Genomic DNA, 15304 nt, shown 5'->3' with positions numbered 1-15304 from the left:
CAAGCTGAACCGCCTCACGCTAGGCGCGCAGCAGATCCGCCAGGCTGTCCGACTTCTCCACCTTGTCGGTGAGGTCGAGGCCGGAAAGCAGGTCAACCAGGTGGCTGTTCATCAGGGCAGCAGCGTCGGCGCTGTTGCCGGCCTCGATCGCATCGACCAGGGCGTGGTGCGCATGCTTCTCGCAGGTCGCGTCGCGGCGCTTCCAGTAAAGCGCGATGATCAGCGAGGAGTGCGAGACGAGGTCGCGGACAAAATTGGTGAACACCGAATGCGCGGCGATCTCGGCGATGCCGACATGGAAGCGCGCCGACAGCATGATGGCGTCGCTGTCGCGGCCGTCATGGAGCGCCTCGTGCTCTTTCTCCAGATGCGCCCGCAATTGCGCGATGTCGGACGGCACCGCCGCCCTGGCGGCGAGCGCCGCCACCTTTGGTTCGATCAGCGCCCTCGCCTCGAACACTTCCCGCGCCTCGATTTTCGACGGCTGCGCGACGAAGGCGCCGCGATTGGGCTCCAGCCGTGCCAGCCGGTCATGCGCAAGCGCCTGCAGTGCGGCGCGCACGACGGTGCGGCTCACCGAATAGATCGAGGCCAACTCGTCCTCCGGCAATTTGGTGCCCGGGGCGAGGCGGTGGCTGACGATGGCATCCCTCAGCCCATAGTAGATCGGCGACCAGCGCGCCGCCGGCTTGTCGTCTCGATCTTCTTCCCTGAGTACCGTCAACATACTTTCAATGCGCGGGCCCGAATGGCCCGATCTGCCCCCAAATCGCCGGCAGCCCGCCCAATCTAGTATCGCTCGCGCGGCGGTCAATCCCACCTGCCCGGCGCCGACCGGTCGTCCGGCGGCATGGAGCATGCCTAAACGATTTCCGCTTGCGAGGGCGACAGCGGCGCGAACATGCCGGCGAACCGCTTGCCGCGCGGCGCGGCATAGCCGCCAATCTTCGATGTCTTCAAACCGACCTTGAACAGGCTCTCGGCCAGCGTGACGGCGCAGACGACCCCGTCCAGCACCGGAACGCCATGCTCCTCGGACAGGCTGTGCGCAAGGTCGGCCATGCCGGCGCAACCGAGCACGATCGCTTCGGCCTTGTCCTCGCTGATGGCGCGCGCGATCTCCTGCGATATCCGGTGCCTGGCATTCGAGCCCGGACGTTCGAGCTCGAGCACGGCGACGTCCGACGAGCGCACCTTGGCGCAGCGCGAGGCGAGGCCGTATTTCGCCAGATTGTGCTCGATCGCCGGCACCGAGCGGGCAAGCGTGGTGACGACGCTGAACTTGCCGGCGACAAGGCTCGCCATGTGGAACGCCGCCTCGCCGATGCCGATCACCGGAGCCTCGGTGGCGCAGCGGGCGGCATCGAGGCCGGTATCGTCGAAGCAGGCGATGACATAGGCATCGGCAGGCGCCTTGCCCATTTCCGCGATGATGCCCGGAATGGCGAAGACCTCGTCGAAATAACCCTCGATGCTCGGCGGGCCGTCGGCCGGATTGACGGCGACGATCTGGGTGGCCTCGGACGCAACGCTTGCCGCAGCCTCGCCGATCTTGGCGGTCATCGATTGGGTGGTGTTGGGATTGATGACGAGAATGCGCATTAAATCAGCCTCAGATCTCGCCGCCGAGATAAAGACGCTTGACCCGGTCGTCGGTCAGCAATTCGGCGGAATTGCCGCTCAGAGCGACACTGCCGGTGGTCAGCGCATAGGCGCGCTGCGAGATGCGCAGCGCCATGCGCGAATTCTGCTCGACCAGAAGGACGCTGACCTTCTCGTCGCGGTTGATGGCGACGATCGAGCGGGCGATGTCCTGGACAAGCTTTGGCGCGACGCCGAGCGACGGCTCGTCGAGCAGCAGCAGCTTCGGCTTCGCCATCAAGGCGCGGCCGATGACCAGCATCTGCTGCTCGCCGCCGCTCATCGTGCCGGCGGCCTGCGAGAAGCGCTCCTTGAGTCGGGGAAAGCGCCCCAGCACCATCTCCATCGTCGCCGCGATCTCGGCCTTGCTGGTGCGCGTGAAGGCGCCCATCAGGAGATTGTCCCGGACCGACATGAAGGGGAAGACGCGGCGGCCCTCGGGTACCATGGCGATGCCCATCTTGACGATCTCGTCAGGCCCGGCGCCGTCGATGCGCTTGCCGTTGTATTGGATTTCGCCGGACCTGATCTTGCGCAGGCCGGTGATGGCGCGAAGGATCGATGATTTGCCGGCGCCGTTGGCGCCGATCAGCGCGACGGTCTCCCCCTCATTGACCTCGAGCGAGACGCCCTTCAGCGCATAGACGTGATCGTAGTAGAGCTCGACATTGGCGAAGTTCAGGATCTGGTTCATAAGCCGATCGCCTCGTCTTCGCTGCCGAGATAGGCTTCGATCACCTTCTCGTCGGCCTGGATTTCCGACGGCGTTCCCTCGGCGATCTTCTGCCCGAAATTGAGCACCACCAGACGGTCCGAGATCTTCATCACGGCCGGCATGTCGTGCTCGACCAGAAGGATGGTCAGGCCGCGCTCGCGCAAGCGCCGCACCATCTCGACCATGCGCATGGTCTCGTCGTGGTTCATGCCGGCGAAGGGCTCGTCGAGCAGCAGGATGGAAGGGTTGGTGGCCAGGCCGATGGCGATGCCCAGCGCCCGCAAATGGCCATGCGGCAGGTTGCGGGCGGTCTCATTGGCGAGCGAGGAGAGGCCGAGCAGCGCCAGGATTTCGTCGGCGGATTGGCCGAAGGCCGCTTCGTCGGCCTTTGCCGTACCGGTGCCGAGAAAGAAGCCGAGGAGGCTCGCCCTGGAGCGCGGATGGTGCGCGATGATGACGTTGTCACGCACGCTCATGTTCTTGAAGATCGTGGTCTCCTGGAAGGTGCGCACCACGCCCCTGCGGGCGGCGATGTGCGGAGCGAGACCGGAGATGCGTTCGCCCTTCAGGCGCACCTCGCCGGTGGTCGGCCTGAGGAACGACGAGATCAGCTTGAACAGCGTCGACTTGCCGGCGCCGTTCGGACCGATCACCGACAGGATCTCCTTCTCGCGCACGGAGAAGGAGACGTTGTTGACCGCAACCAGACCGCCGAAGCGCTTGGTGATGCCGGAGACCTCGAGCATTTCGGCCATGGCTCAACCCTTCTTCCGGGTCGTTTCGGCAAGGCTGAGCAGACCGTTGGGCAGCACCAGCATCAGGACGATCATCAGGCCGGAATAGATGAGCAATTGGAACTCGCCGGTCTGGAACAGAAGGTCCCAGCCGAAATAGAGCACCAGCGTGCCGAGCATCGGACCGAACACATAGCCGAGGCCGCCGAGGAAGCAGTTCAGCATGAAGTTGACGGAATCGGTAACGGTGAAGCTCGACGGGTAGATCGACTGGGAGATGGCGGCGAAGATGGCGCCGGAAACGCCGCCGAGGAAGGAGGAGACGGCATAGGCGATGACGCGCAGCCAGGCGATGTTGACGCCGATCGAGGAGGCCAGCTCCTCATTCTGCTGCAGCGATTGGCAAAGCCTGCCGATGCGCGAATTGACGAGCCGGTACATGACCGCGAAGCAGACCACCATCAGCGTGACCGCCAGCAGATAGAAGGCGAGCCGCGAATTCTGCAGCGTGGCGAAATCCGGAATGATCGTCAGGCCGAAGACCGACAACGCGCCGGGCAGCGGAATGCTGACGATGCCCTTGGCGCCGTTGGTAATCGGCAGCGCCAGCGCAAGCAGTCGCGCCACCTCGGTCAGCACCAGCGTGACCATGGCGAAATAGACGCCACGCAGGCGCAGGATCGGCAGGCCAATCAGCACGCTGGCAGCGGCGCAGAAAAGCCCGGCCACCGGCAAGGTCAGCCAGAACGACCAGCCATGGCTCATCACCAGTATGGCCGAGACGTAGCCGCCCATCAGCGCATAGGCGCCCTGCCCGATGTTGATGCGGCCGATGTAGAAGGTGAGCCAGACGCCGGCGCTGGCAATGCTGAGCAGCGCCACCGAGGTCAGCGTGTAATAGAGGTCGAAGCGGCCGCTCGACGAGATCGCGACCGGCACAGCGATGAAGACGATCGCGAGGAAAGCGACGACCGCGGCGATCCTGGTGCTGCGATTGCGGGTCATGGCGCGATCAACCCCACGGCTTGCCCATCAGCCCGTTGGGACGGACCGACAGGAACACCATCAGGGCGGCGAAAATGACGAGATAGGTCACGTCGCCATATTCGCGCAGCACGGTAAGGCCAACCGATTCCATCATGCCGAGGATGAAGCCGCCGGCGATCGCTCCGCCGACGACGCCCGCGCCGCCGATCATCACCATGAGGAAGGCCTTGATCGAAATGGGCCCGCCGATGCCGGAATTGACGCCGGTGATGGTGACCAGGAGCCCACCGACGACACCCGCCAGCATGGCGCCCATGGCGAAGCCGATCATCGAATAGCGGTCGACGCGTACGCCCATCAGCTGGGCGGCGACGCGGTCCTGGGCGAGCGCGCGCATGGCGCGGCCAACCCGGCTGTACTGCATATAGAGCACGAAAGCGGCGATGAAGACGATCGCCAGCGCGCCGACGACGATGCGGTCGTAAGGCATGATGATGCCGGCATCGTTGAAGACGCCCTTGACGATCTTGGGAACGCCGCGCTGCTTCTCGCCGAAGAGAAGCAGGATGACGGCATCGAAGAAGAAGGCGGTCGCGGCGGCGAGCAGCATCGTGCTCTCCTCGCGATGGCTGCGCCTGATGACGGTGCGGAAGAGGAATTTCTCCATCAGCGCGCCGATGATAGCGAGCGTGACGCCGGAGGCGAGCAGCGCGACCACGAAAGGCAGGCCGAGCTGGCCGTAGACGGTGTAGGTGATGAACCCGCCTAGCACATACATCTGGCCGTGGGCGAAGTTGAGCACGTTCATCAGGGCGAAGATCAAGGTGAGCCCCAACGCAATCAGCGCGTATTGGGCACCGAGATACAATCCGTTGGCGATGACCTGTTCCATGGATACCTTCGATCTTCCGCGGGGTCTATCGGACCCCGCGGCAAGCTGGAGGGAGTGACGCCCGAAGGTAACGCTAGTCGACGGAGCCGACGAACAGCGTCTGGAAAGCGCCGTCCTTGTACTCGTTCACCACCATCGGCACCGACAGCTGGCGCTTCTGCCCGAAGGACGTCGTGCCGACATAGCTGAGCTTCGCGTCGCCCTTCAGGAAGGGGTTGGGCGCCGAGAAGGTGTCCATGGTCTTCTTGAATTCGGCGACGTCGTTGATGGCCGCAGGATTGGCCTTCAAGGTCTCGATGATGTATTCGAGCGCATAGACCTTGGTGTTGGACTCGTCGTTATATTCGCCGAACATCTTGGTGTAGCGGGCGACGAATTCCTTCATCGCGTCCGAGGCGATCTCCGGCGTCGAAGCGCCGCCGACGGAGATGAAGCCGTTGGCGTACTCGCCGGCGCCTTCTTCCAGGACCTTGGCGTCCTGCGCGGTTTCCGTCGAGATCAGGCCTTCATAGCCGAGCTCGCGGGCGGCGCGGATGAGGAGCGGCGCGTTGGCGGGCGCCACGCCCGACAGGACGAGCAGGTCGGGCTTCAGCGCCACGATCGGCGTCAGCACCGGGGTGAAGTCGCGGGTGTCGTTCTGGTAGGTGTCGTTCTGGGCGACGATCTCCAGGCCGAGCGCCTTCGCCGCCTCGACGCCGCTGTCGCGCTGGCTGAGCGGATCGGATTCATTGGCCGCGACAAAGGCGATCTTCTTCACACCTTTGTTTTCCTTGAGGTATTTGTAGATCGCCGGACCGGACTGATAGTTGGCGATCATGCCGAGCACGGCATTGGAGGCCGGCTTCTGGTAAAGCGCTTTGGGGAAGGCGTAGGGGAAGTAAATGATGCCGTTGGCCTCGGCGACGGGGCGGACCGCGGCGGCGCCGTCATCGACATTCGGCCCGACGACATAGTGGACGCCTTCCTGCGCCATCTTCTCCATGCCGGCAATGGCGCGCTTGGGGTCCTTCTGGTCGTCGAAAGTGACGATGTTGATGTTGTAGGTGTCGTTGCCGATCTTGACGCCACCGGTCTCGTTGATCCAGGCGGCACGGGTCTGCATCGAGCGCACGTTCGAGGTGCCCCAGGCGGCGGCGGGGCCGCTGGTGACGCCGACGAAGCCGATTTTCAGTTCCTTGTTTTCAGCCTGCGCGGAAGAAATGCCGAGAGCGGCGAGCGCCAGGGTCGAGACGGCGCCGAGCGCCATTGATTTCAGAGTCGAGCGACGGTTGATCATAGCTTCAGTTCCCCTTGGTTATCGCGCTTTGTGTTTTGCTCGTAGGCTGCGCGTATAGCGTAAGGGAAACCGACCGCGACAGATTGTCAACATCTTTCTTTATTATTGTATACAATATTTTTATCGAATGTGTGCGATGCCGTCCCTCATGATACGACCGATCTTCCGAGGAGGCCGGTTCAGCCAACAACAATCATCCCCCGCGACCCCGATAGGTCCGCTGGGCCCATAAACGCCAAGGGTCGAGGCTGACCGAACCGGCCCGAGGGACGCCGGCTCGGAATCTACTTCCCGCAATAGTGATCGTTGATGTCGTTCACCGCATTCGCGTCGGGGCCGACGCGGTGATACGCGCAGGCGCCCGCCGCCGTGTTGGTCATCTGCTGGTCGTAGTAGCGCGGACCGCCGAACAGCGTCTCGATAATGTCGTCACTGGCCGGAACATAACGCTCATGCTCGACAACGCGGTAATGATGTTCGCCGGCGGCAGCGGGACCCGCCATCGCGGCTGCGGCGGCAAGCATGAGCGCGGTGATTGCAAAGTGTTTCGTCATGGCAGCAACCTTCTGGCAATTTGGATCCGCAGCATATCCAAAATCGCCACCGGAGCAAAAGTTCCCCTTTCCCGCTTCTATTGCAGCTGATGCAGATGCCGCAGCTTGTCGGGGTTGCGCATGACATAGATCGCCGCGATCTTGCCGTCCTCGATGTCGAGCGCCGTGGTCTGGAGCTCACCATCGACCTCCTGCGTGACGAAGCCGGGCAGGCCGTTGATGAAGCCGTAGCGGATGAGCGTCGAGGGATTGTCCTTCAGCCACGCCGCCACGACCGCGTATTGCGTCATGACGGCCTCGAAGCCGAGCGCCGGCTCAGTCGCCGCCGGGCGCTTGCCGCCGCCGTCGGCGTGGGCGGTGACGTCGGCGCTGAGCATCGCGCCGAGCGCTTTCATGTCGCCACTGCGCGACGCGTTGAAGAAGGCCTCGGCGATCTCCAGCCCGCGCTGGTTCTCGACCTTGAAGCGCGGCCGCGCCTCGCGGACATGCTCACGCGCTCTGGCCGCGAGTTGGCGGCAAGCGGCGGGTTCGCGCTCGATCTCCGCCGCGACTTCTTCGAACTGCAGGCCGAACACATCATGCAGCAGAAAGGCGGCGCGCTCGAGCGGCGAAAGCCGCTCAAGCGCCAGCATCAGCGGCAAGGTGACGTCCTCCGCCTCGTCTTCCTCCACAAGCGGCTCGGGCAACCACGGGCCGACATAGGTCTCGCGCCGACGGCGCGCGGATTTGAGCTGGTCAAGGCAAAGCCTGGTTACCGTGCGGCGCAGGAACGCCTCGGGCTGGCGCACCTCGGCGCGCTCGGTCCGCATCCAGCGGATGAAGGCCTCCTGCACCACATCCTCGGCATCGGCGACAGAGCCCAGCATGCGGTAGGCGACCCGCATCAGCTTCGGGCGCAGCGGTTCGAATTCCGCCGCCGCGCCCGTAAAGGACGGCTCCGGTGTCAAGCCGCGGCAGCCTTGTTGGCAGCCGCCTTGTTGGATGCCTTGATGGCCGCCGGATCGACAAAGCCGCCGAAGCCGACAGCGATGCGGTTCCAGCCATTGATTATGTTGATCATCAATGTGAGCTTCACGCGTTCCTCCTCGGAGAAATGCGGCTTCAGCGCTTCATAGGCCGCTTCATGCGTATGGCCTTCGCAAATCCTGGTCAGCGCTTCGGTCCAGCCGAGCGCGGCGCGCTCTCGATCGGTATAGCACGGCGCCTCGCGCCAAGCCGACAACAGATAGATGCGCTGCTCGGTCTCGCCGCGCTCGCGGGCATAGGTCGAATGCATGTTGATGCAGTTGGCGCAACCATTGATCTGCGAGGATCGGATCTCGATAAGCTCGGCAAGCGCCGGATCGAGGCTGCCGGAAATGGCGAGCGAAGCGCGCTGCCACTCCTTCATCAGCGAAGGGGCGGCGGCAAGGGGGTCAAGTCTGACAGTCATGGTCGGTTCCTTTCGTTGCTTCCGACCTCAAGACGAGCGAGGCTTGGCCCGATGTGACATCGGCGCCGAAATTTCGCCGCCCTGCCGCCTATCCGGACTGCCGAAAAATAACGGCAATCGCGACGGCGGATTTTCGACAATGGCCGGCTCCGATGCCGGATATCCTGCATTCGTTCGGCCGCCATTCCCGGAGGCCCAGGAAAGCCCTATGACAGCCAGAGTGATCGTCCTCGACGCCAGGCCGCTCGGCACGGAAGATGTCGCGGAGATCGCGCGGCGCAATGCCCGGCTCGTGCTCGGCGAGGAAGCCATGCGCCGCATCCGCGCAAGCCGCGCCCTAATCGAGCATCTCACCAAGCTCGGCAAGCCGCTCTACGGCGTCACCACCGGGCTCGGCGCCTGTGTCGACACGCCGCTCGCCGAGGCCGACCTGATCGCCTTCCAGCACAGCGTGCCGCTCAGCCACTCGATGGGCGCCGGCCCGTCGCTGCCCACCGAGGCGGTGCGGGCGCTGATTGTGGCACGCATCTGCGGCATGGCGGCGGGCGGCACCGGCACCTCGGAGGGCGTGGTGCTCGGACTGCTCGCCGCGCTCAACGCCGGCGTCCATCCGGTCATTCCGAGCTGGGGATCGGTGGGCGCCGCGGACCTCGCGCCGCTCGGCCATCTGGCGCGGGCGCTGCGCGGCGACGGCGAGAGCGAATATCAGGGCCGGATCATGCCGTCGGCCGAGGCGCTGAAGCTCGCCGGGCTGGAGCCGCTCGACCTGCGCGAAAAGGACGGCCACGCCATCATCGTCGCCAACAGTCTTTCGACCGGAACGGCCTGTCTGGCGCTCGAAGAGGTCGCGTGCCTGGTCGACTGGTCGCTGGCGGCTGTCGCTCTCAACTACGAGGCATTCCGCGCGTCGCTCAAGGCGATCGACGAGGACGCGCTGGCGGCGCGGCCGGCCTTCGGCCAGCGCGAGATCGGCGCGCGGCTAAGGGCGGAACTTGCGGGCAGCGGGTTGTGGCGGGACAATGCCGCGCGGCGACTGCAGGATCCGCTCAGCTTCCGCTGCGTGCCGCAAGTGTGGGGCGGCCTGTTGCATGCCTATGAGCAGGCGAAGCTGGCGACCGAGATCGAGCTCGGCCACTCCGGTGACAATCCGGTCATCCTGCCCGAGGCCGAGCGCGTCGTCTCCAACGGCAATTTCGACCTCACCGCCTTCACGCTGACCTGGGAAAGCCTCGGCCAGGCGCTGGCGCATTGCGCGGTCGGCACCGCCAACCGCTCGATGAAGCTGATGTCGCCGACGGTGGCGGAACTGCCGCGCTTCCTGTCGGCCCGGGGCGGTAGCCGCCAGGGATACGCCGAACTGCAGAAGCCGGTTGCCGCGCTCGAGGCGGAAATCCGGCACCTCGCCAATCCAATGTCGCTCAGCCCCCTTGCCATCTCCGACGGCGTCGAAGACCAGTCGTCGATGGCGCCGCGCGTGGTGGCCAAGACGGCGGGAATCATCGAGCGCCTGCGCTACCTGGTGGCGATGGAGCTGATCTTCGCCGCCACCGGCGTGGAGTTGCGCGGCGTGCTGGACTCGATGGGCGAAGGTCCGCGGCGCAGCTATGAGGCCGTGCGGGCGCTCGTCGCCCCGCTCGACGACGACCGCGAGATGAGCGCCGACATGGCGCGCGTCGCCAGGATGGTCGCGGGGCCGCGGCTGTAGCGCAGGCCCCGCTACGAGCGTCAGTGGTAGTAGATACCGCCGTCGACGTTGAGCGCCTGGCCGGTGACGAAGGCCGACAGATCGGAGGCGAAGAACAGCACCGGACCGATGATGTCCTCGGGCGCGCCGAGGCGCTTCAGCGCCGCAACCTCCTCCCAATGGCGGATCGCCGCTTCGCTGCCCAGATTGTTCTTGCCCATCTCGGTCAGGATGATGCCGGGGCAGATGGCGTTGACGGTGATGCCGTCCATGCCGACTTCCTGCGCTAGCACGCGAGTCAGCGTGATCACCACCGCCTTGGTCGCGGCGTAGTGGCCCTGCGTCGGCACGCCCTGCCGGCCGGCGATGGAGGCGATGTTGATCACCCTGCCCGACTTCCTGGCACGCATATGCGGGAGCACCGCCTGGCACATCATCAGCACGCCCTTGGCGTTGACGTCGAAATGCGCGTCCCAATTGGCCTCGTCGAGATCCTGCAGCAGGCTGGGTTTCAGGATGCCGGCATTATTGACCAGCACGTCGATGCTGCCGGCCGCTTCAAGCAGTGCCTGCGCGGTCGCTTCGATGTCCTTCTTCTTGCTGACATCCATCGTATAGACATATGCCTTGCGGCCGGCGGCCTCGATCTCGCCCTTGGTGACGTCGAGTTCCGCCGCCTGCGAGGGCAGATCGGTGATGGCGACGTCGAAGCCGGCTTCGGCGAGGCCTTTCGCGAGCGCCCTGCCGATGCCGCGGCTGGCGCCGGTGACGAGAGCCGTCTTGCCCTTGGCCTCAGGAAGAATGGTCATGCTGCTTCCACCTTTGATGTCTTGACCGGCAGCGAATTCATCGCCGCGATCGTGTCGTCGAATGAAACGAGTTTGCCGTCGGAGCCCAGCCCCATCGCCACCTTGGCGGCGACCGCGCTGGCAAAACGCGCGGACTGTTTCAAATCCCAGCCCTTGACGATGCCGACGATAATGCCGGCCGTGAAGGAATCGCCGCAGCCCGTGGTGTCGAAGACCTGGACCTCGAAGGCAGGCAGATGGAAATCCTCGCCATGTTCGGGCGAGACATGGACGCCGCCGGCGCCGAGCGTCAGGATGCAATTCTTCACGCCTCTCGTCTTGAAGAAAGCGGCGACGCGGGCCGGATCGCGGTCATGCGCCATCTCGCCGGCTTCGTCGATGCTGGGCACGAAATAGTCGATGTAAGGAAGGCATGGCTCGACCAGCTTCCAGGTCTCCGGCGTCGCCTGGATCAGATCGAAGGTAGTGACGCGGCCAAGCTCCTTGGCGCGCTTCAGAAGCTTGACGGTCGGTTCGCCGTCGAAGCGCTTCAAGAGGCCGGTGCCGCCGACATGGACGACGGTCGCGTCGAGCGCGGCATCGAGATCGGCATCGGCGACCTCGAACAGGGCGGCGGTGCCCGGCACATGCAAGGCGGGGCGCTCGCCGTTCGGCCGCACCGGCAGGATGGTGGACGAGGTCTGGACGCTGCCGTCGCGGCGCACGAGGCTCGTCTCCAGGCCGTATTTCTTCAGCTTGGCGAGAAACCAGTCGCCCATATCGTCGGTGCCGAGCGTGGTGACGGCGCGCGTCTTCAGGCCGAGAATGGCACAGTCCATGCCGGTTGCGCCGGCGGTGCCGGCGACGGTCATGCGGATCTCCTCGATATAGTCGGCGCGGCCGCCTTCGGGGATGCGCGAGACCGGCCGCCCCAGGATGTCGAGGACGTAGAAACCGATCGAGCTGACGTCGTATTGGGGCATGGTTGACTTGACCTTTCGAACTCAATGGGCGGCGCGGCGCAGGCCGAAGCTCGCGGCCAGCACCAGGAAGACGAGCACGCCGATGCCGACCTGCTGCCAGTAGAAATTCCAGCCGACAAGCAGCAGCCCGTTCTTGACGATGGCGAGCAGCAGCACGCCAAGCAGCGTGCCGATGACCGAGGGCTTGCGCTCGCGGCTCAGCGTCGTGCCGATGAAGGTGGCGCCGATCGCATCGAGCAGGAAGGCGTTGCCGGAGAGCGGCACGTAGGACTTCACGGTCGCCGAGAGCAGGATGCCGGTGACGCCGGCAAGCAGCGCGCACAAAACATGCACCATCGACAATTCGCGCGGCACGCGGATGCCGGAATACCAGGCTACGCCGGGCTGCGCGCCCATGGCCTGCACGTAGCGGCCGAACACCGAGCGATGCAGCAGGACATGAACCGCGACGACGAGGACGATCAGCACGATGACCGGAGTCGGTATCCCCAACAAGGCGGTGCGGGCGATGGCGTTGAACTGGTCTGCTGCATACCCGCTGGTGAGATAGATCGGCTGGCCGCCGCTGGTCGCGAGCTGCTGCGTGCTCTGGCCGATGAAGAGCACGCCGAGCGTGGCCAGGAAGGGGCTGATGTTGAGCCTGGTGATGAGGATCGCATTCAGCACGCCGACGATCAGCGCGGCGCCGAGCCCGCCCGCGACGCCGACGACGCCGCTGTAGCCGGCGGCCAGAAGCATGACGAAGATCATGCTTGCCATGTCGACCGAGACGCCGACCGACAGATCGATGCCACCCGACGAGATGACAATGGTGAGACCCAGCGCCACGATCGCCAGCATGACGACGTTGTTGACCAGCACGTTGAAGAGGTTGGCCGGCGTCAGGAAGGTCGGGCTCGCCGCAGAAAAGAAGATGACGATGGCCGCGAAGGCGATGAGCACGCTGTATTTGGCGAGGAAGCCGCGCAGGCTCGCCTTGGCGGTGTTGTCGTTGGCCGAGACGCTCATCGCGAACCCTCCGAACCGCGGGCAAAGGATGTGATCGCCACAACCAGCAGGATCAGCGCGCCCTGCACGCCGTTGACCCAGTAGCTGGAGACGTTGAGCAGCTGGAAGCCGTTCGCGAGCAGGCCGATGAACAGCACGCTGAGCAGCGTGCCGCCCATGGTCGGCACGAAGCGGCGGGAGAAAACGGTGCCGAGCAGGGCTGCGGCCAGCACCGACAGGAGCAGCTCGCCGGAGCCAGGCGTGCTGGCCGACAGGCGCGAGACGGTGAGGATGCTCGCCACCGCCGCGCAGAAGCCGCTGAGAACATAGGTGAATGACACGTAGAACGGCACGCTGATGCCAGCCGCGCGCGCCGCCTCGGGATGGCCGCCGACCGCGTAGAGCCTGAGACCGAACGACGTGCCGTGGACGACCACGATCATAACAGCTGAGAAGACGATCAACGCCCAGGCAAGCGCGGAGATGCCGAGGAAGCTGCCCGACACCAGCACGCCGAGCAGCGGGGAGGATGCGCCGACGACCGTGTTCTGAGTGAGCGTGAGTTCCATGCCGGCCGCCACATTGAGCACGGCAAGCGTCGCGAGCAGCGGCAGGATGCCGAGGCCGACCACGGCAAGGGCGTTCAGCGCGCCGACCGCCATGCCGACGGCGATCGCCGCGAGCACTGAGAGGAAATCGCCATAGCCCATCGACAGAAGCGTGGCATAGACCGCCGCGCACAACCCCATATTGGCGGCGATCGAAAGGTCGATGCCGCCTTCGGTGACATCGGAGCCGCCGCCGATGATGACGGCCGTCATGCCATAGGCGAGCACGCCCAGGATCGCCGACTGCTCGACGACGTTGATCAGGTTGAAGGTTGAGGTGAAGCCCGGTGCGAAGATCACGAAATAAGCCATGATCGCGGCGAAGGCGGCGATCGCGCCAAGCCGCACGACGAGCGCGCCAAAGCGGCGGCCGGCGCTCTTGGCGGCTGCTTGCTTTTCGTCGGAGACGCCGACTTCGGTGTGGAGAACGCTCGCGCTCATGCGGCCACTCCATCGGTGTTCGAGCGCGCGCCGGACGAAGCCGCCAGCAGCGCGTCGCTGTTCATCGCGGGACCGGAGAAGCTGCCGGCAAGCCTGCCGCGATAGACGACAAGCACGCGGTCGCAGACGCCGATCAGCTCGAGCAGGTCGGAGGACAGAAGCAGGATCGCAGCGCCCTCGGCCGCCAGCCGGTTCAACAGATTGTAGATCTCTACCTTGGCGCCAACATCGACGGCGACCGTCGGCTCGTCCAGCACATAGACGCGCGACTGGCAGCTCAGCCATTTGGCGATCGCCACCTTCTGCTGATTACCGCCGGAAAGCTCGCGCACCAGCGCGTCGCGATGCGGCGTCTTGATCGACAGTTCCTTGATCAGACCGTCCACTGCCTGATTCTCGCTGCCGCGGCTGACCAACCCGTTCTTGGAATAGCGGCGCAGGCTGGCGAGCGAAATGTTCTCGCGCACCGAAAGACCAAGCGCGACACCATGGGCGCGGCGGTCTTCCGGCAGCATGGCGATGCCGTCGCGCACCGCCTTGACCGGCGTCGACAGCGACAGCTCCCTGCCCTCGACCTTGACCTGGCCGCCATCGGCGGTCTTGAGGCCGAACAGGCATTGCACGATTTCCTTGGCGCCGGAGCCAAGCAGGCCGGTGAGGCCGACGATCTCGCCAGCGCGGACGTTGAAGCCGATATTCTCGAAGCTGCCGCCAAGCCGCAGATTGGAAACCTCCAGCACCGGCGCGCCAAGCTCGACCGAGCGCTTCGGAAACATCTCGCCGACATCGCGGGCGATCATCATCGCAATGATCTCGTCGATCGGCGTCTGGCGCGGATCGACCGTGCCGACATCGGTGCCGTTGCGCATGACGGTGACGCGGTCGCAGAGCTTCTCGATCTCCTGCATGTAGTGGGAGATGAAGACCACCGCGATGCCGTCGTCGCGCAGCCGGCGCAGCACCCCGAACAGGCTGTCGACCTCGCGTTTGACGAGCGCCGCTGTCGGTTCGTCAAGCACCAGCACCGACGCCTTTTGCGCCAGAGCCCGGGTGATCTGGACGACCTTCTGCTGCGCCGTGGTCAGGTCTTTCACAAGCGTTCCCGCCGGCAGTTCCATGCCGAAGAACCGCTTCAGCAAATCGGCCGCGCGGCGCTCCATGGCGCGGCGGCTGACGAACGGGCCGAGGCCGATTTCGTGGCCGAGGAACACGGCTTCGCCGACGGTCGCGGTCGGCACCAGCAACCGGTCCTGGTGGATGAAGTGCACGCCGAGCTTTTCGACCGAAGCCGGCGTCAGCGCGCTGACGGTTTCGCCATTGATGACGATCGAGCCGCTGTCAGGCTTGATGATGCCGGCCAGCACCTTGATGATGGTCGACTTGCCGGCGCCGTTCTGGCCGACAAGGCCGAGGATCGAGCCGCGCACGATCTCGAGGTTCGCGTTTTCCAGCGCGCGCACCGGACCGAACCGTTTCGATATGCCCGTCATCGATACAGCAATGTCATGCTTTGCTGTCTGCATAGCCGTCAATCCCGGTTGGATGTGACGGGCAGCCGCATAGGCGGGCCGCCCGTCGTTTC

16 protein-coding genes are annotated in these 15304 nt (G+C 65.0%); 1 reads left to right on the top strand and 15 read right to left on the bottom strand.

The window, feature by feature from the left end; all coding sequences use genetic code 11:
- Positions 1-19: 19 nt before the first annotated feature.
- From MJ8_RS08870 to MJ8_RS08825, 10 genes are all read right to left on the bottom strand, one after another.
- Complete coding sequence (locus MJ8_RS08870; protein ID WP_201414030.1) at positions 20-727, bottom strand: GntR family transcriptional regulator; 708 nt, start codon at positions 725-727, stop codon at positions 20-22.
- A gap of 134 nt (positions 728-861) precedes the next feature.
- Entirely contained in the window at positions 862-1602 is a 741-nt protein-coding gene (locus MJ8_RS08865; protein WP_201414029.1) for an aspartate/glutamate racemase family protein, read from the bottom strand.
- A gap of 10 nt (positions 1603-1612) precedes the next feature.
- Positions 1613-2335, bottom strand: a complete 723-nt coding sequence (locus tag MJ8_RS08860) for an ABC transporter ATP-binding protein (RefSeq protein WP_201414028.1) — start codon at positions 2333-2335, stop codon at positions 1613-1615.
- Entirely contained in the window at positions 2332-3111 is a 780-nt protein-coding gene (locus MJ8_RS08855) for an ABC transporter ATP-binding protein (RefSeq protein WP_201414027.1), read from the bottom strand. Before MJ8_RS08855 ends, MJ8_RS08860 begins: the two co-directional genes overlap by 4 nt.
- Before the next feature lie 3 nt (positions 3112-3114).
- Positions 3115-4095, bottom strand: coding sequence for a branched-chain amino acid ABC transporter permease (locus MJ8_RS08850; protein WP_201414026.1), 981 nt, complete (start codon positions 4093-4095; stop codon positions 3115-3117).
- A gap of 7 nt (positions 4096-4102) precedes the next feature.
- Positions 4103-4969, bottom strand: a complete 867-nt coding sequence (locus MJ8_RS08845; RefSeq protein WP_201414025.1) for a branched-chain amino acid ABC transporter permease — start codon at positions 4967-4969, stop codon at positions 4103-4105.
- Positions 4970-5042: 73 nt separating this feature from the next.
- The gene (locus tag MJ8_RS08840) at positions 5043-6245 is read right to left on the bottom strand and encodes an ABC transporter substrate-binding protein (protein WP_140747818.1); all 1203 of its coding nucleotides are present in this window, start codon (positions 6243-6245) and stop codon (positions 5043-5045) included.
- 284 nt (positions 6246-6529) lie between these two features.
- Entirely contained in the window at positions 6530-6799 is a 270-nt protein-coding gene (locus tag MJ8_RS08835; protein WP_225248201.1) for a hypothetical protein, read from the bottom strand.
- A gap of 77 nt (positions 6800-6876) precedes the next feature.
- Complete coding sequence (locus tag MJ8_RS08830; RefSeq protein WP_263649701.1) at positions 6877-7683, bottom strand: sigma-70 family RNA polymerase sigma factor; 807 nt, start codon at positions 7681-7683, stop codon at positions 6877-6879.
- A 59-nt stretch (positions 7684-7742) separates the two neighbouring features.
- The gene (locus MJ8_RS08825) at positions 7743-8231 is read right to left on the bottom strand and encodes a carboxymuconolactone decarboxylase family protein (protein ID WP_201414024.1); all 489 of its coding nucleotides are present in this window, start codon (positions 8229-8231) and stop codon (positions 7743-7745) included.
- A gap of 208 nt (positions 8232-8439) precedes the next feature.
- Here MJ8_RS08825 and MJ8_RS08820 point away from each other — a divergent pair, with 208 nt between their 5' ends.
- Positions 8440-9936 carry an HAL/PAL/TAL family ammonia-lyase gene (locus MJ8_RS08820; protein WP_201414023.1) on the top strand — a complete coding sequence of 499 codons (1497 nt, stop codon included), beginning with the start codon at positions 8440-8442 and terminating at the stop codon, positions 9934-9936.
- Between the two features lie 20 nt (positions 9937-9956).
- Here the strand turns inward: MJ8_RS08820 and MJ8_RS08815 are convergent, their stop codons facing one another.
- Genes MJ8_RS08815 through MJ8_RS08795 form a run of 5 tightly spaced genes read right to left on the bottom strand, consistent with a single transcriptional unit; the run spans position 9957 to position 15245 of the window.
- Positions 9957-10724, bottom strand: a complete 768-nt coding sequence (locus tag MJ8_RS08815; protein ID WP_201414022.1) for an SDR family NAD(P)-dependent oxidoreductase — start codon at positions 10722-10724, stop codon at positions 9957-9959.
- Complete coding sequence (locus MJ8_RS08810; protein ID WP_201414021.1) at positions 10721-11686, bottom strand: carbohydrate kinase family protein; 966 nt, start codon at positions 11684-11686, stop codon at positions 10721-10723. The genes MJ8_RS08815 and MJ8_RS08810 overlap by 4 nt, the downstream gene beginning before the upstream one ends.
- A gap of 21 nt (positions 11687-11707) precedes the next feature.
- Entirely contained in the window at positions 11708-12694 is a 987-nt protein-coding gene (locus tag MJ8_RS08805; protein ID WP_201414020.1) for an ABC transporter permease, read from the bottom strand.
- A complete protein-coding gene (locus tag MJ8_RS08800; protein ID WP_201414019.1) occupies positions 12691-13722 on the bottom strand; it encodes an ABC transporter permease in 1032 nt (343 codons plus the stop codon). The genes MJ8_RS08805 and MJ8_RS08800 overlap by 4 nt, the downstream gene beginning before the upstream one ends.
- Positions 13719-15245: a sugar ABC transporter ATP-binding protein gene (locus MJ8_RS08795; RefSeq protein ID WP_225248199.1), complete on the bottom strand. Its 1527-nt coding sequence runs from the start codon at positions 15243-15245 to the stop codon at positions 13719-13721. The genes MJ8_RS08800 and MJ8_RS08795 overlap by 4 nt, the downstream gene beginning before the upstream one ends.
- Positions 15246-15304: the final 59 nt, after the last annotated feature.

Origin of the sequence: Mesorhizobium sp. J8, assembly GCF_016591715.1 — a bacterium.
In the GTDB taxonomy this organism is placed as follows: domain Bacteria; phylum Pseudomonadota; class Alphaproteobacteria; order Rhizobiales; family Rhizobiaceae; genus Mesorhizobium.
This window is presented reverse-complemented; position numbering and strand designations above follow the sequence as displayed.

Coding starts and splice junctions, on each gene's coding strand:
- MJ8_RS08870 (WP_201414030.1), bottom strand. CDS start 727: ATGTTGACGGTACTCAGGGAAGAAGATCGAGACGACAAGCCGGCGGCG.
- MJ8_RS08865 (WP_201414029.1), bottom strand. CDS start 1,602: ATGCGCATTCTCGTCATCAATCCCAACACCACCCAATCGATGACCGCC.
- MJ8_RS08860 (WP_201414028.1), bottom strand. CDS start 2,335: ATGAACCAGATCCTGAACTTCGCCAATGTCGAGCTCTACTACGATCAC.
- MJ8_RS08855 (WP_201414027.1), bottom strand. CDS start 3,111: ATGGCCGAAATGCTCGAGGTCTCCGGCATCACCAAGCGCTTCGGCGGT.
- MJ8_RS08850 (WP_201414026.1), bottom strand. CDS start 4,095: ATGACCCGCAATCGCAGCACCAGGATCGCCGCGGTCGTCGCTTTCCTC.
- MJ8_RS08845 (WP_201414025.1), bottom strand. CDS start 4,969: ATGGAACAGGTCATCGCCAACGGATTGTATCTCGGTGCCCAATACGCG.
- MJ8_RS08840 (WP_140747818.1), bottom strand. CDS start 6,245: ATGATCAACCGTCGCTCGACTCTGAAATCAATGGCGCTCGGCGCCGTC.
- MJ8_RS08835 (WP_225248201.1), bottom strand. CDS start 6,799: ATGACGAAACACTTTGCAATCACCGCGCTCATGCTTGCCGCCGCAGCC.
- MJ8_RS08830 (WP_263649701.1), bottom strand. CDS start 7,683: ATGCGGGTCGCCTACCGCATGCTGGGCTCTGTCGCCGATGCCGAGGAT.
- MJ8_RS08825 (WP_201414024.1), bottom strand. CDS start 8,231: ATGACTGTCAGACTTGACCCCCTTGCCGCCGCCCCTTCGCTGATGAAG.
- MJ8_RS08820 (WP_201414023.1), top strand. CDS start 8,440: ATGACAGCCAGAGTGATCGTCCTCGACGCCAGGCCGCTCGGCACGGAA.
- MJ8_RS08815 (WP_201414022.1), bottom strand. CDS start 10,724: ATGACCATTCTTCCTGAGGCCAAGGGCAAGACGGCTCTCGTCACCGGC.
- MJ8_RS08810 (WP_201414021.1), bottom strand. CDS start 11,686: ATGCCCCAATACGACGTCAGCTCGATCGGTTTCTACGTCCTCGACATC.
- MJ8_RS08805 (WP_201414020.1), bottom strand. CDS start 12,694: ATGAGCGTCTCGGCCAACGACAACACCGCCAAGGCGAGCCTGCGCGGC.
- MJ8_RS08800 (WP_201414019.1), bottom strand. CDS start 13,722: ATGAGCGCGAGCGTTCTCCACACCGAAGTCGGCGTCTCCGACGAAAAG.
- MJ8_RS08795 (WP_225248199.1), bottom strand. CDS start 15,245: ATGCAGACAGCAAAGCATGACATTGCTGTATCGATGACGGGCATATCG.